This window comes from Streptomyces sp. NPDC001980 (assembly GCF_040296885.1).
Taxonomy (GTDB): Bacteria; Actinomycetota; Actinomycetes; order Streptomycetales; family Streptomycetaceae; genus Streptomyces.
In genome coordinates this window covers 62,788-84,111 of sequence record NZ_JBEOYD010000041.1, presented here as the reverse complement: position 1 = coordinate 84,111, position 21,324 = coordinate 62,788, and the positions used below count along the sequence as shown (strand labels likewise).

At 68.1% G+C, this 21,324-nt stretch carries 25 protein-coding genes and 3 pseudogenes; 11 read left to right on the top strand and 17 right to left on the bottom strand.

Going from position 1 to position 21,324, the window contains the following annotated elements:
* Window positions 1-88: 88 nt before the first annotated feature.
* Window positions 89-655 carry a dihydrofolate reductase family protein gene (locus tag ABT137_RS41060; RefSeq protein ID WP_351717050.1) on the bottom strand — a complete coding sequence of 189 codons (567 nt, stop codon included), beginning with the start codon at window positions 653-655 and terminating at the stop codon, window positions 89-91.
* 335 nt (window positions 656-990) lie between these two features.
* Window positions 991-1,881 (bottom strand): helix-turn-helix transcriptional regulator, encoded by an 891-nt coding sequence (locus tag ABT137_RS41055; protein WP_351717048.1) that lies wholly within the window; start codon window positions 1,879-1,881, stop codon window positions 991-993.
* Window positions 1,882-2,126: 245 nt separating this feature from the next.
* On the opposite strand from ABT137_RS41055, the gene ABT137_RS41050 reads away from it, so the two are divergent.
* Window positions 2,127-2,894, top strand: a complete 768-nt coding sequence (locus ABT137_RS41050) for an SDR family NAD(P)-dependent oxidoreductase (protein WP_351717046.1) — start codon at window positions 2,127-2,129, stop codon at window positions 2,892-2,894.
* A gap of 103 nt (window positions 2,895-2,997) precedes the next feature.
* Complete coding sequence (locus tag ABT137_RS41045) at window positions 2,998-3,843, top strand: SDR family oxidoreductase (protein ID WP_351717044.1); 846 nt, start codon at window positions 2,998-3,000, stop codon at window positions 3,841-3,843.
* Between the two features lie 72 nt (window positions 3,844-3,915).
* Here the strand turns inward: ABT137_RS41045 and ABT137_RS41040 are convergent, their stop codons facing one another.
* Window positions 3,916-4,086 carry a hypothetical protein gene (locus ABT137_RS41040; protein WP_351717043.1) on the bottom strand — a complete coding sequence of 57 codons (171 nt, stop codon included), beginning with the start codon at window positions 4,084-4,086 and terminating at the stop codon, window positions 3,916-3,918.
* A 489-nt stretch (window positions 4,087-4,575) separates the two neighbouring features.
* On the opposite strand from ABT137_RS41040, the pseudogene ABT137_RS41035 reads away from it, so the two are divergent.
* Window positions 4,576-5,078, top strand: a pseudogene (locus ABT137_RS41035) (IS5 family transposase); the annotation flags it as partial.
* Window positions 5,079-5,513: 435 nt separating this feature from the next.
* On the opposite strand, the gene ABT137_RS41025 reads toward ABT137_RS41035, so the two are convergent.
* Window positions 5,514-6,785 carry an MFS transporter gene (locus ABT137_RS41025; protein WP_351717041.1) on the bottom strand — a complete coding sequence of 424 codons (1,272 nt, stop codon included), beginning with the start codon at window positions 6,783-6,785 and terminating at the stop codon, window positions 5,514-5,516.
* Window positions 6,786-7,218: 433 nt separating this feature from the next.
* On the opposite strand from ABT137_RS41025, the gene ABT137_RS41020 reads away from it, so the two are divergent.
* Window positions 7,219-7,416 carry a hypothetical protein gene (locus tag ABT137_RS41020; RefSeq protein ID WP_351717040.1) on the top strand — a complete coding sequence of 66 codons (198 nt, stop codon included), beginning with the start codon at window positions 7,219-7,221 and terminating at the stop codon, window positions 7,414-7,416.
* Window positions 7,417-7,433: 17 nt separating this feature from the next.
* Here ABT137_RS41020 and ABT137_RS41015 read toward each other — a convergent pair whose 3' ends face one another.
* From ABT137_RS41015 to ABT137_RS41000, 4 genes are all read right to left on the bottom strand, one after another.
* Window positions 7,434-7,685 (bottom strand): hypothetical protein, encoded by a 252-nt coding sequence (locus tag ABT137_RS41015; RefSeq protein ID WP_351717038.1) that lies wholly within the window; start codon window positions 7,683-7,685, stop codon window positions 7,434-7,436.
* On the bottom strand, window positions 7,686-8,894 hold the full coding sequence (locus ABT137_RS41010; RefSeq protein WP_351717036.1) for an FAD-dependent oxidoreductase: 1,209 nt from the start codon (window positions 8,892-8,894) through the stop codon (window positions 7,686-7,688).
* 1,551 nt (window positions 8,895-10,445) lie between these two features.
* Window positions 10,446-10,829, bottom strand: coding sequence for a limonene-1,2-epoxide hydrolase family protein (locus tag ABT137_RS41005; RefSeq protein WP_351717034.1), 384 nt, complete (start codon window positions 10,827-10,829; stop codon window positions 10,446-10,448).
* Between the two features lie 46 nt (window positions 10,830-10,875).
* On the bottom strand, window positions 10,876-11,784 hold the full coding sequence (locus tag ABT137_RS41000) for an alcohol dehydrogenase catalytic domain-containing protein (RefSeq protein WP_351717032.1): 909 nt from the start codon (window positions 11,782-11,784) through the stop codon (window positions 10,876-10,878).
* Between the two features lie 87 nt (window positions 11,785-11,871).
* On the opposite strand from ABT137_RS41000, the gene ABT137_RS40995 reads away from it, so the two are divergent.
* The 3 genes and pseudogenes from ABT137_RS40995 to ABT137_RS40985 all read left to right on the top strand — a co-directional run bounded on the left by ABT137_RS40995 (window position 11,872) and on the right by ABT137_RS40985 (window position 13,875).
* On the top strand, window positions 11,872-12,432 hold the full coding sequence (locus ABT137_RS40995; protein WP_351717030.1) for a MarR family winged helix-turn-helix transcriptional regulator: 561 nt from the start codon (window positions 11,872-11,874) through the stop codon (window positions 12,430-12,432).
* Between the two features lie 37 nt (window positions 12,433-12,469).
* Window positions 12,470-12,837: pseudogene (locus ABT137_RS40990) on the top strand (transposase); the annotation flags it as partial.
* Window positions 12,838-13,086: 249 nt separating this feature from the next.
* On the top strand, window positions 13,087-13,875 hold the full coding sequence (locus tag ABT137_RS40985) for a class I SAM-dependent methyltransferase (protein WP_351717075.1): 789 nt from the start codon (window positions 13,087-13,089) through the stop codon (window positions 13,873-13,875).
* A gap of 402 nt (window positions 13,876-14,277) precedes the next feature.
* On the opposite strand, the gene ABT137_RS40980 is transcribed toward ABT137_RS40985, so the two are convergent.
* Both ABT137_RS40980 and ABT137_RS40975 read right to left on the bottom strand, forming a co-directional pair.
* A complete protein-coding gene (locus ABT137_RS40980) occupies window positions 14,278-14,658 on the bottom strand; it encodes a toxin Doc (protein ID WP_351717028.1) in 381 nt (126 codons plus the stop codon).
* A complete protein-coding gene (locus ABT137_RS40975; protein WP_351717026.1) occupies window positions 14,658-14,897 on the bottom strand; it encodes a hypothetical protein in 240 nt (79 codons plus the stop codon). The genes ABT137_RS40980 and ABT137_RS40975 overlap by 1 nt, the downstream gene beginning before the upstream one ends.
* Window positions 14,898-15,079: 182 nt before the next feature.
* Between ABT137_RS40975 and ABT137_RS40970 the strand changes: the two genes are divergently transcribed.
* Complete coding sequence (locus ABT137_RS40970; RefSeq protein ID WP_351717024.1) at window positions 15,080-15,346, top strand: hypothetical protein; 267 nt, start codon at window positions 15,080-15,082, stop codon at window positions 15,344-15,346.
* On the opposite strand, the gene ABT137_RS40965 is transcribed toward ABT137_RS40970, so the two are convergent.
* Both ABT137_RS40965 and ABT137_RS40960 read right to left on the bottom strand, forming a co-directional pair.
* The gene (locus ABT137_RS40965) at window positions 15,303-15,623 is read right to left on the bottom strand and encodes a hypothetical protein (protein WP_351717073.1); all 321 of its coding nucleotides are present in this window, start codon (window positions 15,621-15,623) and stop codon (window positions 15,303-15,305) included. The two genes, ABT137_RS40970 and ABT137_RS40965, sit on opposite strands and share 44 nt — an antisense overlap.
* A gap of 19 nt (window positions 15,624-15,642) precedes the next feature.
* A complete protein-coding gene (locus ABT137_RS40960) occupies window positions 15,643-15,849 on the bottom strand; it encodes a transposase (RefSeq protein ID WP_351717023.1) in 207 nt (68 codons plus the stop codon).
* A gap of 89 nt (window positions 15,850-15,938) precedes the next feature.
* On the opposite strand from ABT137_RS40960, the gene ABT137_RS40955 reads away from it, so the two are divergent.
* Complete coding sequence (locus ABT137_RS40955) at window positions 15,939-16,331, top strand: hypothetical protein (protein ID WP_351717022.1); 393 nt, start codon at window positions 15,939-15,941, stop codon at window positions 16,329-16,331.
* Between the two features lie 18 nt (window positions 16,332-16,349).
* On the opposite strand, the pseudogene ABT137_RS40950 reads toward ABT137_RS40955, so the two are convergent.
* Window positions 16,350-16,856, bottom strand: a pseudogene (locus ABT137_RS40950) (transposase).
* An 18-nt stretch (window positions 16,857-16,874) separates the two neighbouring features.
* Window positions 16,875-17,165, bottom strand: a complete 291-nt coding sequence (locus ABT137_RS40945) for a hypothetical protein (RefSeq protein ID WP_351717020.1) — start codon at window positions 17,163-17,165, stop codon at window positions 16,875-16,877.
* A 660-nt stretch (window positions 17,166-17,825) separates the two neighbouring features.
* Here ABT137_RS40945 and ABT137_RS40940 point away from each other — a divergent pair.
* Window positions 17,826-18,287 carry a MarR family winged helix-turn-helix transcriptional regulator gene (locus tag ABT137_RS40940; protein ID WP_351717018.1) on the top strand — a complete coding sequence of 154 codons (462 nt, stop codon included), beginning with the start codon at window positions 17,826-17,828 and terminating at the stop codon, window positions 18,285-18,287.
* Between the two features lie 17 nt (window positions 18,288-18,304).
* Entirely contained in the window at window positions 18,305-19,171 is an 867-nt protein-coding gene (locus ABT137_RS40935; protein ID WP_351717017.1) for a haloalkane dehalogenase, read from the top strand.
* Window positions 19,172-19,552: 381 nt separating this feature from the next.
* Here ABT137_RS40935 and ABT137_RS40930 read toward each other — a convergent pair whose 3' ends face one another.
* The 3 genes from ABT137_RS40930 to ABT137_RS40920 form a co-directional block, all read right to left on the bottom strand.
* Entirely contained in the window at window positions 19,553-19,912 is a 360-nt protein-coding gene (locus ABT137_RS40930; RefSeq protein ID WP_351717015.1) for a putative quinol monooxygenase, read from the bottom strand.
* Between the two features lie 63 nt (window positions 19,913-19,975).
* Entirely contained in the window at window positions 19,976-20,377 is a 402-nt protein-coding gene (locus ABT137_RS40925; RefSeq protein WP_351717013.1) for a nuclear transport factor 2 family protein, read from the bottom strand.
* Window positions 20,378-20,456: 79 nt separating this feature from the next.
* Window positions 20,457-21,320 (bottom strand): fumarylacetoacetate hydrolase family protein, encoded by an 864-nt coding sequence (locus ABT137_RS40920; protein ID WP_351717011.1) that lies wholly within the window; start codon window positions 21,318-21,320, stop codon window positions 20,457-20,459.
* Between the last annotated feature and the right edge of the window lie 4 nt (window positions 21,321-21,324).

Here is a 21,324-nt window from a genome sequence, read left to right as displayed (position 1 = left end):
CTCGCGGCTGATGTCGTAATCTCACGGGCCGTGTCGTACCGATGTCGTATACGACATCACCGTGAGACCAGCGCGTGGGTGCTGCTGCTCAGCGCCTCGTCTCGTACCTGGTCAGGACCACGCCGCCGGGAAACGTCCGCGTCTCCACCAGGTTCAGGTTCACCCAGCTGTCCAGCGCGGTGAAGAACGGCGTGCCGCTGCCCACCAGGACCGGATGGGCGGCGATCGCGTACTCGTCGATCAGCCCGGCGCGCATGGCCGCCCCGGCAAGCGTTGCGCCGCCGATGTTCATCGGGCCGCCGTCCTCAGCCTTGAGCCGGGTGATCTCGGCGATCGCGTCGCCGGTGACCAGGCGGGTGTTCCAGTCGACCTTGTCGATCGTCGAGGAGAACACCACCTTCGGCGTGTCCCGCCAGTTCCGCGCGAACTCGACCTCCGCCGGGGTGGCGTGGGGCTGCTGGTCGCCGGTCGGCCAGTAGGAGCTCATCGTCTCCCACAGCTTGCGCCCATACAGCGACAGGCCACTCGCCTGCTCGTGGTCGAGCCACCACTGGAACAGCTCGTCGCCAGGCGGTCCGCTCCAGCCGATGTCGTCGCCGGCCGCGGCGATGTAGCCGTCCAGGGTCAGGTTCATGCCGTAGATCAGTTTCCGCATGGCCCAGCCTTCCGTCCGTGGGTGTCCGCCGTATGGACCAGCGCGGCGCGGGAAACTCATCGGTGCGCGATCTGGGCTCGCCGGTAGCCCTCGTGCTCGGGGCTCAGCGTGGTGTACTCGGCCGACTCGGACAAGCCGCCAGATCTCGACCTCGCCCTCGCCCTCGCCCTCGCGAGGACTGGATCTGTGAAGATCAGTGCTCGTGAAGGCGGCCTGAAACTGGCCCACTTGGCCCCCCGCTGGTCACTGATGGAGCCGATTCAGGCCGTCCCAGTTCGAGCTTCACGCACTGCACCCGAACTCACTGTTGGGCTCCCCGCTCTCCCGGAGCCTCGTCAGCTGGTGGGATCGTGTGACTCTTCAGGGGCGGCGTGCGGCTCGGTAGCGGTGGTGTTGGTCCAGCTGGCGAGGATGCCGATGGCTTCCGCGCTGGGGGACGCTGGCTCAGGGGTGTAGATGACGAGAGTCTGGTCGGGGTCCCCTTCGATGGCGAGAACCACGTAGTCGAGGGTGAGGTCGCCGACGAGCGGGTGGTGGAGGCGCTTGGTGCCGGTGGTGTGGGCCTGGACGTCGTGGTCGGCCCACAGGCGGCGGAAGGTGTCGCTGTGCAGAGAGAGCTCGCCGATCAGTTCGGTGAGCTGCGGGTCCTCGGGGTGACGGCCGGCGTACAGGCGCAGTGTGGCCACGCAGTCGGTGGCGACCCGTTCCCAGTCTGTGTACAGCGCGCGTGCGGCGTCGTCGAGGAAGACGAAGCGTGCGGCGTTGCGCTCGCGATGGGGCCGGGACTGGAAGTCCGCGATGAGGGCGTAGCCGAGTCGGTTGGCTGCAAGGACGTCCATGCGCCGTCCTTGCACCACAGCTGGGACGGCAAGCGAGTCCAGGGCCCGGTATACGGCCGGGCGCACGCGCTGCGGCGCCCGTGGTCGCCGGTTTCGGGCGCGGGCTGCTGTGGGCTGGGCGAGGTCGAAGAGATGGGCGCGTTCGGTGTCGTCCAGCTGCAGGGCGCGGGCCACGGCGTGCAGAACGGTCTCGGAGACGCCTTGGGTACGGCCTCGTTCCAGGCGGACGTAGTAGTCGACGCTGACCCCGGCGAGCTGGGCGACCTCCTCGCGGCGCAGCCCCGGCACCCGGCGGGCCCCGGCATGGGGGGCGACGCCGGCCTGCTCGGGGGTGATCCGGGCCCGGCGCGTGCGCAGAAACTCACGGATCTCGGTGCTGCGGTCCATGGGTCCACCGTACGGCGGCCCCCTACCCCTCCCACGCGGTGAGAGGGGTACTGCCAGACCCCCGGAAGAGCAGGCCCCCGCCCGGCCCCCTATGGGAGGCCAGGCGGTGGTTGCCTGGATGGCGGGCCCACTGCACCGCACCGATCACGGCGCCGGCAGGCCGCCTCCGATTCACCCGATCCCCTCATGTAACGCCCTGGCTGCCCATGCCCTGCGTGGTGCGGCCAGAGGAGAGGAAGACCCTCATGACAACCAACCTGACCGGCACCGTCGCTCTCGTCACTGGCGCGAGCAGCGGCATCGGTGCCGCCACCGCCCGCGAGCTCGCCGAGCACGGCGCCTCCGTGGCCCTCGTGGCCCGCCGCAAAGACCGCCTGGAAGAGCTGGCCGTCGAGATCCAGAAGGCGGGCGGCACCGCCGTGGTCGTCGAGGCGGACATCGCCGACCGCACCCAGGCCGAGGCGGCCGTCCAGCAGACCCTCGAACACTTCGGACGGCTGGACACACTGGTCAACAACGCCGGCCTCATGCTGCTCGGCCCCGTCGTCGCAGCGGACGTCGAGGAGTGGGAGCGCATGCTCGCCGTCAACGTCCAGGGTCTGCTCTACACCACCCGAGCTGCTCTCCCGCACCTGCTCAGGGCCGCCGAGGAGGGGCCGCGCAGGGTCGCCGACATCGTCAACATCAGCTCGATCGCCGGTCGCGTCGCCTGGAACGGCTACGGCGTTTACAACCTCACCAAGTTCGGCGTGAACGGCTTCACGGAGTCCCTTCGCCAAGAGGTCACCCAGCGACATGTACGCGTCGGCGTCCTGGAGCCGGGCGGAGTGGACACCGAGCTGGGCTCGCACAACGACCACAAGGCCGAGGTCCGAGAAGCGATCGGCGCCTTCTACGAGCAGACCGAGGTCCTCCGCCCCGAGGACATCGCCGACGGCGTCGCGTACATGGTCACCCGTCCGCGCCACGCCTCCGTTGCCGAGCTGTGGATCATGCCCACCGACCAGGCCTGACCGTCGGGGTTCCGACCTCGTCCGTCGCCCGGCTGCCCGCCGGGTCATCACCCATCACCACCACACCGGGTGCCGGGATACGGCACCTGAAAGGGAATCCCTCATGAGCAAGGTCATTTTCGTCACCGGTGCCGGACGCGGGCTGGGCACGGACATCGTCCGCGAGGCCCTCGCCGCCGGGCACCAGGTCGTCGCCACCGGCCGCCGCTCCGAAGAAGTCGAGAAGACTCTGGGCGGGCCGCAGGACAACCTGCTGGTCACCAAGCTGGACGTCACCAGCCCGGAGGACGCCAAGGCCGCCGCGCAGGCCGCCGTCGGCCGCTTCGGCCGCATCGACGTCCTGGTCAACAACGCCGGGAACTTCTTCGCCGGCTACTTCGAGGAGATCACGCCCGCGCAGATGCGCCAGCAGATCGAGACGAACCTCTTCGGCCCCATGAACGTCACCCGCGCCGTCCTGCCCGTCCTGCGCAAGCAGCGCGCCGGCCACATCATCACGCTTTCCTCATCCGCCGGTCTGACCGGCCAGGAGTTCTGCGTCGCGTACGCCGCCTCCAAGTTCGGGGTGGAGGGCTGGATGGAGTCGCTGCGCTACGACGTGGAGCCGTACAACATCCACACCACGGTCGTGGAGCCGGGCTTCTTCCGGACCGAACTTCTCGTTGACGGCTCCACCATCTGGCCTGAGCCGACCATCGACGATTACGCCGAGCGCACCACGGCCACCATCGCGGCCTGGAAGAGCATGAACGGCCAGCAGAGCGGCGACCCCGCCAAGCTCGCCCGCGCCCTGCTGGTGATCGCCGGCCAGGAGAAGCCGCTGCTGCGGTTCGTCGCCGGCGCGGACGCCATCGAGGGCGTCGAGGCCAAGGCCAGGGAACTGCTGGCCCAGGCCGAGGCCTCCCGCGAGCTCGGTGCCAATCTGGCCTACGACGACATCGACGCCTGAGCACCACTCCACGCCCGGGCCCCGGGCCGAGGCGGAGACCGCGGCCCGGGCGCGGCCGCGGCAGCTGACCTGCTATCCGGGGAACGGCGGCTGCGTCCGCAGCTGGCGGACTGCCGAGGCACGCGCCGCCAGTTGGTGGTGCAGGTGGCTCTTCTCCACCGTGGCCTGGTGCAGGGCGCCCACCGGCGCCTCGGCGTCGGCCTTGAGGCGGGCGATGGCTACGGCGGCTTCTTCCGGCTCCACCGCGGTGCCTCCAGCAGGCCCCAGTGTGTGAAGCTCGGACCGGGACGGCCTGAATCGGCTCCATCAGTGACCAGCGCGGAGGGGCCCAAGTGGGCCAGTTTCAGGCCGCCTTCACGAGCATTGATCTTCACAGATCGGGGCCGCTTGGAGACGCCTCGGTGGTCCCAAATGGCGTCGCTGTAGCCAACTCAGACCGGCGTTCAACAAAGCGGGGTGTTTCAGCAAGCGTCGCGCACGTTGTCGACCGGGCTCGCCCGCTCGTGAAGGGGTGCCGGCAAGAACTCTGATACCAGCCGCAGACGGCCCGGTGAGTGGCGCGCCACGATCAGCCGGTCACGGGCTCTTCCCAGAGTCCGGTGCCGGCGATGACATAGCGGGTGAGCGGTGGCGATTAGCCGGCTGGGCCGGCCGGCAGCCTCACTGATCGTTTCAGAATGAGTTGAGCTGCGGCTCTTGTGCTCAGTGATCTTGGTCGGCAGGGTGTCCGGGGTGTGTGCTGATCTTGTTCCTGACGACTTGTGGGAGCGGGTGACTCCGCTGCTGCCGCCCGCTCCGAGCGGCGCCTCCGCTGTCCGGGGCGGTTGTGTGTTCCCGACCGAACTGCACTCGCCGGCGTCCTGTACGTGTTGCGAACCGGCGCGCCTGGCGTGACGTCGCCGTGGAGACTGTGGGCTGCGCCGGGGTGACGGCCTGGCGCCGGCTGAGGGACTGGACCGAGGCTGGCGTCTGGCCCCTCCTGCACGCCGTCCTGCTGAGCGAACTGCGCCGCGCCGACCTGCTGGACTTGGACGACTGCGCCGTGGACGGCTCGCACATCCGGGCCCTCAAAGGCGGGATCACGTCGGCCCCTCGCCCGTTGACCGGTCCCGCCCCGGCTCCAAGCACCACTTGATCGTCGACCGTCACGGAACCCCGCTCGCCGTCACGCTCACCGGCGGCAACCGGCACGATGTCACTTGCTCCTGCCCTTGTTGGACGCGGTCCCATCCATCCCAGCGGTTCAACACCTCGTGCAGGTCAGGAGCTTGAGCGGCGAGGACGTCGATGGCCTCGTGCAGGTAGCGGTAGCCGGTGGCCTGCGAGACTCCGGCGTCCCTGGCCAGGCAGTGCACGCAGCCTCGCTCACGGAACCAGCGCAGCACCATGACCGCCCGCCGGAATGTGCCCAGGACCCGCGACCCACGGGCGTGTTGAGGCGCCGGCGATGCGCGGCGAGCAACCGGGAGAGGTGCACCACGATGTGGCGCGGGACATCGAGCGTGGCAGCATAGGTGACCAACGTGAAACCTCTGGTTCAGCGGACGATCTTGCGGTGAGAATCGTCCTACCAGGGACTCCACGTGCATCTGCTCCGTCGCCGACTGGGAGCGACATGTCAACGAACAACGCCCTGCCATCGGGCAGGGGGTTGCTCGAGATGGTCTGTTTCAGGATGCCTTTTGGTCGGCGGGTTTCTCGATCTCGGTGGTCACCCGTGCCCCTCGGAAGAGCACCGGGAGCCACAGGAGACATGCCAGCAGGGGGACTGCGGCGTAGGTGGCCATGCCCACACTGGAGCCCAACCCGTCCATGAGCGCGCCGAGGACGAGATAGCCGATGCCGATGAGCGCCGACTCCACGAACGCGATCATCGACAGCAGGCTCGCCCGGTGGCGCGACGGCACTGCCTCGTTGAACACGTTGTCCACGATCACGGCGGTGATCTCGGGAATTCCGACCAGGACCAGGAACGCGGCAATGGTGACCCAGACAAGGCCGAGGCCGCTCAGGCCGAGCGCCACGGCGAGCGTCAGGAGAGACACCGGGACGATGACCCGATACCCGATGCGCCGGTCCGCGCGGTCCGACAGCAGCGGAGTGAGCCCGCCAGTGAAGAATCCCGCCGATATGACCACGCTGACCAATGCGGTGCCCGCTCCCTGATCGGAGAGGATCTTCTGCGTAAAAATGATGTACGGCGTCAAAGTCGCATGCATCAATCCGGACACCACGACAAGCGTCACGAGTGCCGGCGTGGCGACCCGAAGCACCGCCCGCCATGCTGTGGCGTCGCTGTGCTCCTTCTCGGCTCCGTCCTGCTCGTCCACCGCGTCCGCGCCGCGGATCTCGGGTACCCGTGACATCAGCACCACCACGGCCAGGACGAGGCACGACGCCGAACCGGCGTAGACGATTCCCCAGGAAAGCTGCTGCAGTTGGCCGCCGAGGACGATGGCGACTCCCGAGGTGACCGTCCCGAGCATGGTGAACCGGGACTTGATCTTGACGTAGCCGGCCGTTGCACCACGACGCACGAGCAGGTCGTACAGCAGGGCGGTGTCCGAACCGGATACACATGCCATGCCCACGCCCTGCCCGATGAACAGCGTCAGGAACACCCAATAGTTGGAGGACGTCACCTGACCGAGCAGGCATCCAGCTATCAGCACTTGGCCGATCACGACGCTGGCACGCCTGCCGATTCGGTCGGCGATGACTCCCGTCGGCAACTCCGCAAGTCCGCTGACCAGGTAGAGCAGTGTCTGAAGGAGGGCCACTTGCCCGGCGGAGAAGCCTCGCTGCTGAAGGAAGAGGACGAATACGCCACGCTGGAACAGCGAGTTGGCGAGCACGGCGTATACGTAGAACGGGCGCGTGACGCTTCGTGCTGCATCGTCGACTGCAGCCGACCCGCCAAGGGCCTCCGTGGTGCCGGTCATGCTGCGGGCTCCCCCTGGTGACTCCGTTGATCAGTAGCGTTGTGCCTCCGCCGCCGACCGGAACCTCCAGTCCGTACTTCGCGCAGGATATTGGGCCGGCCATCCGGGATCCGTTGCCAGCGCCGCGGCCATCTTCACAGCCCGCAAGCACGGTCTCAACCCAGCACCTGAGCAGTCACCCTCGATCCACCGGGTGAACTCCGGTGATCCTTTTCGGCCGGTTTCCGGAGACTTCTCCAGTCCGAGGCAGCGCGAGTCGCCGGGTGGACGTCCGGGCGGGGTCTCCAGGGCCTCTCGGGCCGTGGGCGGTCAGGTCGAGCGGCTGGTTCAGGTGACCATGCGCTGACCGGTTGCCGTCCACAGGTCGGCGAAGTCGTGCTCCAAGCACCGGCGTTGGGGCAGGTGAGAGTGAGGCGGTGAAGCCGCCAAAGGAGTGGCCGTACATGCCGACCTTGTCGAGATTCCACCCGCGCCTCCTCAGCTCGTCGAGGACGAACCGGGCATCGCCGAGGCGCGCTTCGGCCGCTTTGCCCAGCTGGTCCTTGGGGATCTCAACGGGATTCTCGACCCGTACGCCCGCAAACTCCACGGCGGTCTCAAAGCCCTCGCTCTCAACTGCCACTGGAAGTGATCTTCAGTGAGAAAACCTCAGTGACTGTGGAAGCGATACAACGGGGCGGTCTTCGGAAGCTCGGCCTGGTCCTGAATGCCGCCGTGCTCGGAGATCCTGATCACTCGGGCCTCGATCACGCTGATGACCCGCCGACTCACCCGCTCCACCGCGAAGCCCTCCACTGTCTCCGACCTGGCCGCCTGGCACTTTGGCAGGAAACGCCCGGTCAGCCGACGGACATGGTTGCCACCGGCCTCAGCGACAAGGCCGGTGGCGTGAACAGCCATTTACGCGGGCAGCCGGTTCTGCGCCATACGCTGCTCGCCGATCTGTGCGGCTTCGCGCACGACGGAGAATCCGTATGCCGTCATGTCGCGCTCGTAGTGGGACAGGGCTATGTCGAGCTTGCTGTTTCCGGCGGCGACGGTGCGCAGCGCGCGGCCCAGCAGGGCGGCGTCGCGCATGGCGAGATTGGCGCCCCGTCCCAGGGTGGGCGTCATGGCGTGGACGGCGTCTCCCAGGAGCGTGACGTTGGTGGGTGCGTCCAGGGTGCCGGGCACGCTGCTGTACATGTGGACCGGGAAGAACGCCTCGGCGTCGCCTTGGCGGATGAGGTCGGCGGCCTGGTCGGGCCAGTCCGCCACTGTCCTTGCCGCAATGTCGCGCAGTTGTTCCCCGGAGAGGTTGTCGGTGTTGGGGAAGAACTGGTGGCGTCCGCCGACAATACACACGACGTAGTCGTCCTGATCACGCATGGCAGTGCCGGGTGAGCAGTCCGCTGCGGCCTGCGCGGGGGCGGTGGGGAATTGGACCGAGCCCAGACCGAGGAACACCTTCCGGTCGTCGGAGGCGATGGCGAAAATGTCGTTGAGGGTTTCCGAGGGTACGCGCGGCTGGGCGGCGTTCAGGGGCAGCCGTCCGTAAATGGCGGTGATGCCCGCGTCGACAGTGGTCAGGTGCGGGGCACGCTGAGCGCGCACGGCCGAGCGGATGCCGTCCGCGCCGACCAGCACGTCTCCGTGTGCGGTGGTGCCGTCGCTGAAGTACGCGGTGACGCCGTCCGAGGTGTCCTCGTAGTGCTCCAGCTTCTTGCCGAAGTGGACGACGTCGTCGAGGCCGGACATGAGGATCTGGCGCAGTGTGGCGCGATCAACGTTCGCGTGGAGGCTGTTCTCGCGGTCAGGCCAGACATTCCCGTGCTCGTCGTGGGTGGGCAGACGCTTAACGACGGACAGATCCGTTGTGAGGATCGTGGTGAAGGGCTCAGTGAACTGCGAGGTCGCCTCGAACAATGCAATCAGGTGGCTGGGGAGTACTTCGCGGGCGGCGTTGATGGCGTCGGTGTCGAGGTGGAGCCTGTAGCCCTGGGGGCGTTCCCACGGGCTCGCGTCGCGTTCGAAGACAGCGACGTCGATTCCGCTGCGCCGCAGGGACTGCGCCAGCGTCAGGCCGCCGAGGCCGGAGCCGATGATGAGCACTCTACCGAAAGTGGACATGCGTGGTCCTTTGTTGAGTGGTTCGACAAAGGACGCACCGGTGGCCCGATTGGGCACTTGTACGGGCGCCGGAAACGGGCGCCGCCCGGACTACCTACCGGGCCGTGGCTTTCGTACGTCGTCGGGACGCTAACACGATGGTCCCATCGGCGCAAAGCGGGGTGCAGCGGTGGTTCAGCGTCGGATCTCTCGCTCAGTCCCCCGTGGCAATGCGGTCTGTCAGCGTGGCCACTGATCGGGTGAGGGCATCAGTGTCCGCAACGCACGAGGCTCCCGCGCCGCTGTCGGAGGTGTTCGAGGCCTCAACTCGTCATCGCAGGAGCCTCGTGCGTTGCGCACCCCATGGCATCACCCGATCGGCGTCCGTACTGACAACGCTCGGTGGATGTGCGTCGCAAGATGTCAGCCCCCGCTCGTTGTCCGCACGGCCCCCGGGGAGGTGGGAGGTGAGTCGCTCGGGGTGTTGCCGACGGCCGGGCGCCCGCCCCCCCCTGGGCGCCCGGCCGGCAGATCGGTAGACCCAGTCGGGGTAGCCGTAGCCCCAGATCAGGTGGCTGGAGCGGGCGTAGTTCAGCCGCTTGACGGGTGGCCCGAGGGGGAACCGCGAGCGCTACGTCTACTTCCTGCAGACCGACCCGCGCAGGCGGCCCCGCGCCGTCAGATGGTTGAGGTTCGTCAACGAACTGTCCTTTCACGTCGGTCCCCGCACCGAGCGGCCCGGGTGGCTGCCAACGCCACGGGCCCCCGTGACGGCACCGAACTGCCGTACCAGCAGCAGTGGTTGGCTGCGCCGCCGCACCGGGAAGGGCGGGCGGAGTCCGGCAGCGGTCGCCTTGTGCGATCGCCGTGGTGTGTCGGCACGTCTGTGCAGTTACGACGGTGAGAGCGTCGGTCAATGGCATGAGCGCTCCTCCCGGTTGAGTCGACGTTCGCGATGGCCGGTGGCCGGGTCCGGCGGCCAGGCGGCCACAGGGTGCCCGGTGGGGGGCAACACCCCTCGCGCACCGGCCGTTCCCGAATTTCCCGCCAATCTCCGCCCGTATCGATGTTTGCCGGATGCTGGGAGGGGGCGTGTGGGGAGGCGGCTGCGGTTGGGCACGAGGAGGAAAGGGACGTCAGTGTCGGCTTGTGGCACGCGCTGTATGGACAGGGCGGGTATGTAAAGCCCCAGTGTTTGTAGGGTTGTTGGGGTTCAGCGTGCGGCGGCGGAGGGCCGGCCTTCCAAGAGGCCGGGATGGAGTGGTCGGCGTTCCGCTCAGTGTCGGAAAGTCCCTCTCCACCGGGTTGCCAACGACACGGTTTCGCTGACCTGAAGAACTGGAGGATCCTGACGAAGGTACGGATGAACGCCCGGCACGCCACCGAGTTGCTACGCACCCTGCTCGTCCTGACCAACGCCGAGATCACCCGCTGACAAACAATCACGAGTGACGATCAAGACCGCCGGCCAGCCCGATCACACCCGACCGAACCCAGTCCGCCCCATCCCACCTGCGAAATCAGGATGAAGAACCTCAATGTGAGCTCGTCGAGCGCTGAGGAGGTCTGGCCTTATCCCATCCGGCTGGTGAACTGGTTCATGTCGAAATAGTCACGCCAGGCGTTGATCTTGCCATCAGTGACCTCGAAGGTCCCCATGACCGGCAGTTCGAACGATTTGCCCGGGAGCTTGAAGACGTCCACCCGCTCGGTCATCACGATCGGTCCGTCGGCCGCGATGTTGATGACGCGGAACTCGATGTGCTCAATGCCTGGCGGGCCAGGGCGGATGAACGAGGTGATGGTGTTGGCAATGGCCTCCCGGCCGGTGATCGGCGCCAGCGGGATGTTGTGGTAGATCGCGTCGTCGGTGAAAAAAGCTGCCAGTTCGGCGGCCCCAGTGTTGTCCGACCACGCCGCGCAAAACCTGCGCACTACCTCGATTGGGCTCTCCATCTGGTTCCCTCTGCGGTTGATCTTGACAGTACGCTGCGATAGGCCGCTAAGCGGTGAGGATGAGCTTTTCGTGCGCTGTGCCCACTTCGAGGAGGGCGTGCGCCTGCGCGGCGTCCCGCATCGGCAGCAGCCGCTGGGCACGCAGGCGGAGTTGCCCGGAGGCGAGTAGTGGCATGGTCTGCTCGACCGCGTCGGGGGCACGGTCCGGGGTGGGGGCGGAGAGGGCGACGCCGAAGTCGGCCGCGTGCTCGTCCGCGAGGGTGATCACGCGCGCGGGGCCGCCCGCGAGTTCGACAGCGTCGTGGAGGCCGCCCTTGCCTCCGGCATCGAAGACGGCATCCACCTTGCCGACGTGCGCGCGCATCTGCGCAAGGAGCGCCGATCCGTAGCGGACCGGGATCGCGCCGAGTTCCTTGGCGAACTGCTCGTCACTCGGGCCGGTGGCGCTGAAGACTGTGAGGCCCTGGGATACGGCCAGCTGGGTGGCGATCACGCCGACCGAGCCTCCGCCCCCGAGAACGAGCAGAGTCTCGCCGGAGGTGACGCCGAGCTGACGCAGGACGCCGACGGCGGCTTCGGCCGAGGCGGGCAGCGCTGCGGCGTCGGCCCAGCTGACGGTCGCCGGTTTGACGGTCCAGGCCGAGGCGAGGGCGTATTCGCCGTACCCGCCGAGCGTGGGCAGCTGGGCGGCGACCTCGTCACCCAGCAACACGCCGGTTACACCCGGGCCGAGGGCGTCGACGGTGCCGGCGGCCTCGAAGCCGAGAACGGCGGGGTCGGGCAGCGGGAAGACCTCTCGGAGGTCGCCGCGCCGGATCTTCAGGTCGGTCGGGCCGACTCCCGCCGCGTGTACGCGCATCCTGATCTGGCCAGGCCCGGGTGCGGGCAGGGCGACTTCCGACCACACGAGCGTCTCGGGCGATCCGTATCCGCTGAGCACTGCTGCGTACGGCATCGGTACCTCCTGCTCCTGGCGGCCCGCGCGAGATGATGTGGGAGCGGCACACCTCGACGGTGGTGCTAGACAGAAAGCATAGGTGATATGTCACGCAATGCCAACGGCGGCGCGCCGGTGCCCGAGGGCGGGTGGCTCGACGGCGAACAGCAACGAGCCTGGCTGGCGTACATCCGGGTTCAGCTGCGGCTGACCTACGAGATGAATCGCCAGCTGCAGTCCGACAGCGATCTGTCCCTGCCGGATTACGACGTCCTGACGGCCCTGAGCGTCGCCGACGGGGAACCGATGCCGATCACGGTGCTGGCCGCGCAGATCGGTTGGGAGCGCAGCCGGGTCTCGCACCACGTGCGGCGAATGGCCAAGCGGGAACTGGTGAGCTGCAGCCTGTCCGCGAACGACCGGCGCGTGACCGAGGTGAGTCTGACCCAACACGGCCGGAAGGTGCTCGAGGCCGCGGCTCTGGGCCACGTGGAACTCGTGCGTCGCCTGTTCTTCGACGGCTTGCCGCGCGAGCTTGTCGGGCCGCTCAGCCAGGCGCTGGAGAGCGTCTACGCGAACATAATCGCTCAGGGCACGCTGCCGCCGCCGGTGGACTGGCACCCGCCCGGGGCGAGTGACCGGCGGCGGGCGCCGGGCTTGACTTAGATCGTGTCCTACGTGGTGAGGCGGACGTTGACCCGGCATGGGGCGGGGAACGTGGAGTTGGATCGTGCCGGACGGACTGTGGGAGATCGCCGAGCCGCTGATTCCCGAGCAACGGGCACGGCCGCAGGGCGGCGGAACAGTCAATGCGCCTGATGAGACGCTGTTCGCGGCCATCATCTACGTGCTGGTCAGCGGCTGCGCCTGGCGGGCCCTGCCACCCTGCTTCGGCGTCTCGAAGTCCACCGCCCATCGCCGGTTCCTGAGCCGGGTTCCAAGACCCACATCTTGTCGGACGCGAACGGACTGCCCCTCCTCGTCGGCGTCTCGGCCGGCAACACCCATGACAGCGAAGGCCTGAAGCCCAAGGCAGCGGGCCGCACTCCGGCCAGGATGCAGCAGCGCCACACGATCACGTGCCCGGCGTCCGCGCCGGCCAACTCCTCCACCACCGCCCAAGTACCCGCCCTGACCCAACCCACCCAGACAAGCACACACACCCAGGCCACAGCATCGACACGCGAGACGGGGCCGGGGCGGACGACGCGGCGCCGCCACCAGCCAGCAACGACCACGCGACAAGCGCCAATCCGGCTGTCGCCATTCCGGCAGCGGCCGGGAGGGAACCGGGCTGATGCAGCACACGTCTCCCGCACCATGATCTCCAACGAGCGCCAAGAGCACGCGAGTTCCACCGGACTCACCTCGTCGCCCGCGGTGACTGGGGGACGGCCGCAGGTCAACGACTACAACAGCTTCGCCGAGGCGTACACGGCCGAAAACGAAACCAACCTCATCAACGCCTACTACGAGCGGCCCGCGATGCTGGCCCTCGCCGGAGACGTGGCCGGCCGCCGGATCCTCGACGCCGGCTGCGGCTCCGGGCCCCTGTCCGCGGCGCTGCGCGACCGTGGCGCCATCGTGAGCGGCTTCGACGCAAGTGCCGGAATGCTGGAGCTGGCCCGGCGGCGGCTCGGCGACGGTGCAGACCTGCAGGTGGCCGACCTGGGCAGCCCGCTTCCTTACGCTGATGACACGTTCGACGATGCAGTCGCGTCCCTGGTGCTGCACTACCTGGAGGACTGGGGACCGGCACTGGCCGAACTGCGACGCGTACTCAAGCCCGGCGGCCGGCTGATCACGTCCGTCGACCATCCCTTTGCCATCAACCTCATGCACCGCCAGGCCGGCCGCGAGGCCGAGTACCAGTATTTCGACACCACCAACTGGACCGAAGAGTGGACCATGGGCGGCCAGACCGCACTGATCAGTATCTGGCACAGACCGCTGCACGCGATGACCGAGGCCTTCACCGGGGCCGGTTTCCGGATAACGGCCATCAGCGAGCCAGAGCCTGATCCAGCCGCCCGCGAGCTGTTCCCCGAAGTCATCGCGGCCAAGCCGCGCTTCCTGTGCTTCCTGTTCTTCGTCCTGCAGGCCGACTAGACCCTTGCGATGTCATGGCCAACCGGTCGCCTCCAGGAGGTCATCGGTCCAGATCATCGAGGACATACGGGCAGGTCACACCACAGCCGAGCAGGAACCCGGCGGCTGGCCCCCGGAGGCTGTTCCTGCTTCGTACGGCGGCTGCACGGGCAAGGACGGGGCACCCCGGCTGAAGCTGATCGTGATCACGGACGACGCCCGCGGACCACGGTGGTACCGGGAGCGCGGTGATCCGCCGATGCCGCCGACGAAACCGACCGGCGCCGTTCTGCACCGGCGGCGTTCTGCAAGGACACATGCCGTTCGCGGCACCGGCGGCAGACACCGCGGCAGGGCAAGCCTGGCCCGCACGTCGCAGGCGCAAGAACAACCCACCAGACGTCGCATCCGCACGTGCAAGGACTACAGCTTCCAGCTACGCAGCTGGTCGGCGACGTCCTGGACGCTGATGCGGGTGTCGCGGACCTTGCGAACCAGGTCGGACAGCGCACCGTAGGGGGGATCGATGCCCTCGCCGGCCTGAGCCATGTACTGGGCGGCGATGAACGCGGCGTACAGGCTGTTGCGGTGCGGGAGCGGCTCCAGGCGCACAATCGTGTGCAGCAGGGCCGCGGCACGCCAGGCCGTGTCCGGGTCGGCGGTCGCGAGGGTGGGCATCCGGGTCTTGTGCCGGGCAACGGCAGCAACCAGCGCGGAGTAGTCCGCCACCGTCAGGTCGTCGTGGCCGAGCGCGTTCTCCTGGACGTCCAGCAGCCAGGAGACGTCGATGTAGAGGGGCGGCATCAGGCGGCAGCGGCCCCGTTGCCACGCTCGGCAGGCGGCACTTCGTCGGGGAAGGCCTCATCGAACTCGCCGCGCAGCCGCTCGGCCCACTCGGTCGCGCCGGCGACGAACTGCTTGCGCTGCATCTCGCGGACTCCGAGGTCGTGCAGGTACTGCTTGAGGCTCTTGCCCTCGGCGGCGGCCGCGGCCCGCACGCCTTCGAGCTCCTCGTCGGTGAACGACACGTTCAGGGATGGCATACCGGCGATGGTACCTAGTAGGTGCCATCCAGTGAAGAGGGACACCGGACCAGCCCTCCAGCACTCGCTGAGACGCTGTTGTGCCTCCCGGCTTGAGGACTGCGTTTCCGCTGGTCAGGCATGGGCTGGTGATCCTGCGGGAGTGGTGATCTGTCGTGTCGCCGTTCCTGTGGAGGTCGTGGATGCCGTCGGCCGTGGGGCTGCTTGAACAGCGCGAGCTCGTTGCTCGGCGTCGGGTAAACGAGCTGCGGGAGGAGGCCGACCGGATCCAGACCGAGCCGGCCCTGGCCGAGCGGGACCGGGAGGAATGGACCATCGCCCGCTCGCAGGTCGACGAGGCGCTGCGGCCGAAGGCGAAACGCCTGGTCGCGCGGGGCCGGCCGGCCGAGCGGCAGCCGGGCCGGTTCACCCTCGCCCAGGGCCCGGCCGGGCAAGGCGGCGCGTCATGAGCAGGGTCATCGACCAGTAGTCCATCGCCTCCGCGCTGGTGGTGCGGTGTTCGAAGTCGCGCACCAGACGGCGGGTGCGCATCAGGTGGGCGAAGAACCGCTCGACGGTCCACCGCTTGGGCGGCACCACGAAGCCGCGCATGTCGTCGCTGCGTTTCACGATCGCCAGGACCGGCGCGAACGCTGCCGGGCAGTGCTCGACGAGGCTGCCGGTGCAGCCGCCGTCAGCCCAGACCGGTTCCAGCCAGTGGTGCACATCGGTGACCTGCCCGAGCAGCGCGTGGGCGGTGGTACGGTCACCGGTGTCCGCGGCGGTGACTGACCATCACGCCCAGCGGCGGTCCGAGCGTGTCGACCACGACGTGCCGCTTGCGGCCGTTGACGAGCTTGCCGCCGTCGAAGCCGCGGCTGTCCGATCCAACGACGGCGTCCGCCTTGACCGACTGTGAGTCGATCACGCCGGCCGTCGCTGCCGCGTCACGGCCCACCGTTTCGCGGACCATTCCGCGCAGCCGGTCGTGGAACTCCCTGACCAGGACGCCGTTTATTTTGGTGACAGCACGACGAGCCGGGGGCTGCCACAGTGATCGGTATGGAGCTTCCTCCCGACACCGTCCTCATCTTCGATCGCGACGAGGACCTGCTCGTCTTCGAGTCCTACATTCGCGCTACGAACTGGATTGAGGCGATTGACGTAGATGAGGGTGAGTACACAGCGGCGTACTCACCGGACGGTGGCGTGCTGACGCTCACTGCCCCCGAAGAGCCGGAGGGATCGGTCGTTCTGTCCAGGACCGACAACGTTGACCTGGGCGATCTGGAGCGGAGGGTGGCCATCTACTGGCACCGCCACCAAACGGGCCAGCCCTCGCGTGACCCGCTGCAGACAGCGCGCTTCTTGATTGACAGGGACAACCAGCCACGCAGAGGGTGGCTGGGCCGGGTCACCGACTTGCTGCGACGCGACCGTGTTGGGGACGAGTAGGCGCTATGAGGCGCTGCTTCAGCTGATAAGTCGGCGGTAGCCGATGAGGGCTGCGGCTATGCCGGCGAGGGCGAGGAAGCGCTCGTCCTCGCGTTCGTAGCGACGGTGCAGGCGGCGGCAGCCGGCGAGCCAGGAGACCGTCCTCTCCACGACCCAGCGGTGGCGGCCCAGCCTTGTGGAGGACTCGATGCCCTAGCGGGCGATGCGGTGGCGGATGCCTCTCTTGCAGAGCCGTTTGCGCAGGTGGTCGTAGTCGTATCCCTTGTCGGCATGGAGCTTGGCCGGACGCCGGCGGCGTGGGCCGATACGCCGGTGGACCGTGGGCCAGGCCGGCCCGAACACCGGTGGCAGTTGCCGCCAGGTACAGCCTGAGGTGGCCACGAAGATGATCGCCGCCAGGGTCTCGCGGTCACCCGCCCGCCGCCGACGCCCGCCCTGCGGACGTCCTACCTCCGTCGGCGGAACTACCCGCCGAAACAGCACCCACAACTCATCTGGCACCAACCGCTCAACCAGGTCCGTCATGTACGGCTCAACAAACGATCACGCCAAAGGAAACAACGCCTTGTAGGCCAGGCCGACGTCTTCGGCGAACATCCGGATGGCCTCGCTGACGGTAAACAGGTCGCCCTTCCCGGACGGATGCGCACCCCCGTACGAGCGCATCGGCTCGATCTCCATGGCCGCGTCACCCAGACGCCACTGGACGCCGCTCATCGTGGCCACCCAGTCCCGCCCCAGCTTGACCAGCTCGTCGTAGCGGTCCCGGGTGACGCTGCCGACCATCGTGGACATCCGCACCAACCCCCACGGGTCCGGCGCGACATCCTTCATGCCGTCAACTCACCGCGAATGCCTGTCATTTGGCACCATCCGGCGGCCCGGGAACGGTTGCCAAGGCGTACGGGCCCGGCGCGTGGAGTGGCCCTGTCCCGGCGGGTCGCGCGGTCCCACACCCCGCCCGGCTGCCTGCGTCGCCGGTGCCATGCCCGTTTGCGGCAGCGGGGAGAGCAGTACGTTGCCGAGGCAGGACCCTCGACACCAACCGTCCAGGACAACCCGCACTCTGGGCAGTAGGACATCGGGGCGGCCTGCACCGCCTCGGTCCCCGCACGCGCCCGCCGCATCCGGCGCCAGTGCCGCGACCGGTATACAGACGAGCAGAACACCGCAGTCGCCTTCGCGTGCGGCATCAGCGGTCCGCCTCACCCAGAGGCACAGCCGCGGCCCGGAGTCATCATCCGCGGCCACGACCAGCCTCAGCCGGGGTATCCCATCCCTGCCGACGCCGTCACCGTACGACCGACGACCACTTGCGCCCAGGCCTTGCTTCGAGCCGGCATACCTGAAGCGGAACAGCTGACCCGCGGAGAGAGACCTCGGCGACGGAGGCGCCCGTGGGGACGGCTGACCCGGCCCGCGCACAGCCGTGGGCCGTGCGCAGATCCGAAAAATGATAGCCATGGATATAGTATCCATGTACATTACTTCGCTGTGAGTGGCATCCCGAAGGGGGCAACCCCCGGCTACCTGGTCTGGCGACTGTCCATCAAGTGGCGCAACGCGGTGGATCAGGCCCTGACCTCCCTGCACCTGACGCACGCCCAGTACGTGCTGCTGTCCTCCCTCTTCGGGATGGAGCGCTCCGGCCTGCGGCCGAGTCAGCGAGAACTTGCCGACCACACAGGTCTGGAGGCGTTGTACGTATCCAAACTGGCCCGCTCGCTGGAGACCGCCGGACTCGTCCAACGCACCCGCGACGCCGACGACATCCGCATCGTGCGACTGGCGCTGACCAGCGCCGGACGTGAGACCGTCCGCCCAGCCATGGACACCGTCCAGGTACTGCACGACCAACTCCTCGCCCCGCTGGGCGGAAGAGACGATCCACGCACTGCGGCCTTCGTCCGCACCCTCGCCTCCCTCCTGGAGGCCCCCCTCGCCCCGTCCGACTGACGAAAGGACCGCTCGACATGCCCGAGATACGCGTTCTCGACTCCACCATGCACTACGAGGAGTCGGGCAGCGGCACTACCTTCGTGTTCCTCCACGGGAACCCGAGCTCCTCGCACCTGTGGAGAAACGTCCTGCCCGGCATCGGCAGCGGACGGCTTCTGGCCCCAGACCTCATCGGGATGGGCCGCTCCGGCAAGCCGGACATCTCATACCGGTTCGCCGACCACGCTCGCTACCTCGATGCCTGGTTCGATGCGCTCGATCTGGACCGCGTCATCCTGGTCGGCCACGACTGGGGCGGTGCGCTCGCCTTCGACTGGGCGTCCAGGCACCCCGACCGGGTGCTCGGCATCGCATTCCTGGAGAGCATCGTCAAGCCGATGGCCTGGGAAGACCTGTCCGCGCCGGCACGCAAACGTTCCGAGGCGATCCGCGCTGCGGGCACAGGCGAGGAGATGGTACTCGACCAGAACCTGTTCGTTCGCCAGGCCTTCACCGGCGGCGTTCTCACGCCAGTGGCCGCCAATGATCTGGAAACCTTCCTCGCACCGTTCCCGACCCGCGACAGCCGTCGGCCCGTACTGGCATGGGCCCGGCAGTTGCCCCTCGGCGGCGAACCCGCTGAGCTCGTCGCCCGCATCGAGGCGTACGACGCCTGGCTGGCGAAGAGCGGCGACGTCCCGAAGCTGCTCATGACCTTCGAAGGTTCGCCGACTCTGCTGATCGGCCCCGACATGGCCCGCTGGTGCGAGGCGCACATCGCCGCACTGGAGACCGCCCACTGCGGAGCCGCGGGCCATCACGCCCCCGAAGACCGCCCCGCCGAAATCGCCACCGCAGTCTCCTCCTGGGCCGATCGGCACGGACTGCGCCAAGCCCCGTAAGCCGGCAGGCGGGGGGCGACGGCGTTGGTGCTGTCGATGGACTGGTCGACGGCGCCAGGCTCGGAACACCGTCCATCGAAGAAACCTCGGCTCACCTCAAGTCACAGTGACCTGTGCCTTCCGGCTGAATCCGGCAACACGCCACGTCCCACCCGCCGGTGTTCCTCCCACCTCGGGCCCCTCTGGTCCGGCGAGGGGGGGCGCTGATCGCGATCATGACTGGCGGGAGAGGGCGAGTTGCACCAGGTCCTGGAGCGCGTCTTACTCCTTGGTTCTGGGAGTGAGTTGTGGCCCCGTCTACGGGCTCCTGCGGATGCTGCACGCAGCGCAGCGGCCGCGATCTACTGCTGCGCGACCACGCTGCGTTCTCCTTCTGGCGACTTACTCGCCCGTGGCGACGCTGGGCGGGTCGCCTGCACCCTGGGCGGCAATTTCGTAGCGCTGACCTTGGCGGCCCACGATACGTACTCCAGTCATCACCTCGCGCAAGGCCGTCTGGAACGGAGCGGAGGCATTGTGTATGTCGAGTGCCTCCTGGTTCCGCCAGCCTTCGGAGAGGTGGAAGGTGTTCGGGTCGCTGAGGTCCTGCGCGAAGACGTAGTAGACAGAACCTGGGTTCTGCGCCGAGGGCGCGAGGTGAGGGACAACGGCGTCGATGAACTTCTGCCGGTCATCCGGGTGAACGGTGTAGTAGCTGCTGATGACAATGCTGGTGGGCTCGTCCTTGTCATGGGAGATCATCTTGCGTCTTTCTGTCGCGTAGCAGGGGATGGGGTTGCGGTAGAGCCGCGGGGTGCGCGTTGTTCAGGGACGCATGGCACGGGCGACGCCCAAGGAGTCCTCGAACATGTAGAAGCGGCTGATGCGGCCCTCGGCGTTGACGACGATGTCCACCGCGAACGGCGTGTCGATTGCCTTGCCCGTCGAGCGCACCACGACCCGCGCCCGTCCGATCAGCACCGCGTTGGGGCCGTCGACGAGGACGCGCTCGACCTCGAAGAGCTCACGGACGGTGAGCCGGGCCATCGTCTGGAAGAAGTCCGGGATGCCGGCGACCCCGCACCTGCCCACCCAGGGGGCGATCTCCGAGTCTCCGGGGACCTCCCAGTGGGCGTCGTCGGCGAACAGCGCCACCACGGCCGGGATATCGCCCTCCCCCATGCGCTTGAGGAGCTCGTTCACCACATCGCGTGTCTGGTCACTCATGATTGTTTCCTTTCTCTGCCGATCGGAGTCGGCGTCTCTAACTGTGTTCTTGCGTCGTTGGTGGTGACCTGGAGCCCGGTCAGGCAGCGCCCTGCACTCCGGGACCCGCCATCAGGCGGTTGCTGAGCGAGCCGATGCCCTCGATGGTGCTCACCAAGGTGCCGCCCGGCGGCAGGTAGCGCTCCGGGTCCCGGCCCATGCCCACCCCGGACGGGGTGCCGGTGAAGATGACGTCGCCGGGAAGCAGCGGGACGACGGCGGAGAGCCGCGCGACGAGCTCAGGCACGGAGAAGATCAGATCCTTGGTCCTGCCGTCCTGGAGTACCTCGCCGTCCAGGGCGCAGGACAGGGCCAGATCGTCGGGGTCGGCGAACTCGTCCACGCTCACCAGCGAGGGGCCGATCGGGCTGAATCCCGGATAGGACTTGCCGAGGGAGAACTGAGGCACGGGCCCCTCAAGTTGGACCGTCCGCTCGGACAGGTCCTGGCCCACGGTCAGGCCCGCCACGTGGCTCCACCCGTCCTTCTCCGCCACCTGGTGTCCCGGGCGCCCGATGACCGCGACCAGCTCGACCTCCCAGTCGACCCGGGTGCTGGGCAGCGTCACGGTGTCGTAGGGGCCGGCGATACTGGTGACGAACTTCGTGAACACCGCCGGTGAGGTGATCTTCGGGCGCACGCCGGCCTCCGAGACGTGTGCTTGGTAGTTGAGGCCGATCGCGAAGACCTGGGCCGGGCGCAAGACGGGCGCGCCGACCTGCGCGGGTGAGAAGGGCACCGCGTCATCCAGCGAGCGGCCCTCGGCCCACTGCGCGAACTCGTCCCACCGCTCGAAGAGCCGGTCGGGCTCGGCCGCGAACCTGCCATCGCTCGCCTTCTCGACGTCCAGTGCTCGGTCGCCGTGCAGCAGTGCCAGCCTGCCGCCGATCCTGCCAATGCGCATGACT

Excerpts from the sequence above, each read along its gene's own strand:
- ABT137_RS40985 (WP_351717075.1), top strand. The coding sequence starts at position 13,087 with ATGATCTCCAACGAGCGCCAAGAGCACGCGAGTTCCACCGGACTCACC.
- ABT137_RS41025 (WP_351717041.1), bottom strand. The coding sequence starts at position 6,785 with ATGACCGGCACCACGGAGGCCCTTGGCGGGTCGGCTGCAGTCGACGAT.
- ABT137_RS41000 (WP_351717032.1), bottom strand. The coding sequence starts at position 11,784 with ATGCCGTACGCAGCAGTGCTCAGCGGATACGGATCGCCCGAGACGCTC.
- ABT137_RS40935 (WP_351717017.1), top strand. The coding sequence starts at position 18,305 with ATGCCCGAGATACGCGTTCTCGACTCCACCATGCACTACGAGGAGTCG.
- ABT137_RS40995 (WP_351717030.1), top strand. The coding sequence starts at position 11,872 with ATGTCACGCAATGCCAACGGCGGCGCGCCGGTGCCCGAGGGCGGGTGG.
- ABT137_RS41005 (WP_351717034.1), bottom strand. The coding sequence starts at position 10,829 with ATGGAGAGCCCAATCGAGGTAGTGCGCAGGTTTTGCGCGGCGTGGTCG.
- ABT137_RS41060 (WP_351717050.1), bottom strand. The coding sequence starts at position 655 with ATGCGGAAACTGATCTACGGCATGAACCTGACCCTGGACGGCTACATC.
- ABT137_RS40970 (WP_351717024.1), top strand. The coding sequence starts at position 15,080 with ATGCCGTCGGCCGTGGGGCTGCTTGAACAGCGCGAGCTCGTTGCTCGG.
- ABT137_RS41055 (WP_351717048.1), bottom strand. The coding sequence starts at position 1,881 with ATGGACCGCAGCACCGAGATCCGTGAGTTTCTGCGCACGCGCCGGGCC.
- ABT137_RS41050 (WP_351717046.1), top strand. The coding sequence starts at position 2,127 with ATGACAACCAACCTGACCGGCACCGTCGCTCTCGTCACTGGCGCGAGC.
- ABT137_RS40975 (WP_351717026.1), bottom strand. The coding sequence starts at position 14,897 with ATGCCATCCCTGAACGTGTCGTTCACCGACGAGGAGCTCGAAGGCGTG.
- ABT137_RS40945 (WP_351717020.1), bottom strand. The coding sequence starts at position 17,165 with ATGAAGGATGTCGCGCCGGACCCGTGGGGGTTGGTGCGGATGTCCACG.
- ABT137_RS40980 (WP_351717028.1), bottom strand. The coding sequence starts at position 14,658 with ATGCCGCCCCTCTACATCGACGTCTCCTGGCTGCTGGACGTCCAGGAG.
- ABT137_RS41045 (WP_351717044.1), top strand. The coding sequence starts at position 2,998 with ATGAGCAAGGTCATTTTCGTCACCGGTGCCGGACGCGGGCTGGGCACG.
- ABT137_RS41010 (WP_351717036.1), bottom strand. The coding sequence starts at position 8,894 with ATGTCCACTTTCGGTAGAGTGCTCATCATCGGCTCCGGCCTCGGCGGC.
- ABT137_RS40925 (WP_351717013.1), bottom strand. The coding sequence starts at position 20,377 with ATGAGTGACCAGACACGCGATGTGGTGAACGAGCTCCTCAAGCGCATG.
- ABT137_RS40955 (WP_351717022.1), top strand. The coding sequence starts at position 15,939 with ATGGAGCTTCCTCCCGACACCGTCCTCATCTTCGATCGCGACGAGGAC.
- ABT137_RS40920 (WP_351717011.1), bottom strand. The coding sequence starts at position 21,320 with ATGCGCATTGGCAGGATCGGCGGCAGGCTGGCACTGCTGCACGGCGAC.
- ABT137_RS40930 (WP_351717015.1), bottom strand. The coding sequence starts at position 19,912 with ATGATCTCCCATGACAAGGACGAGCCCACCAGCATTGTCATCAGCAGC.
- ABT137_RS41015 (WP_351717038.1), bottom strand. The coding sequence starts at position 7,685 with ATGGCTGTTCACGCCACCGGCCTTGTCGCTGAGGCCGGTGGCAACCAT.
- ABT137_RS40960 (WP_351717023.1), bottom strand. The coding sequence starts at position 15,849 with ATGGTCCGCGAAACGGTGGGCCGTGACGCGGCAGCGACGGCCGGCGTG.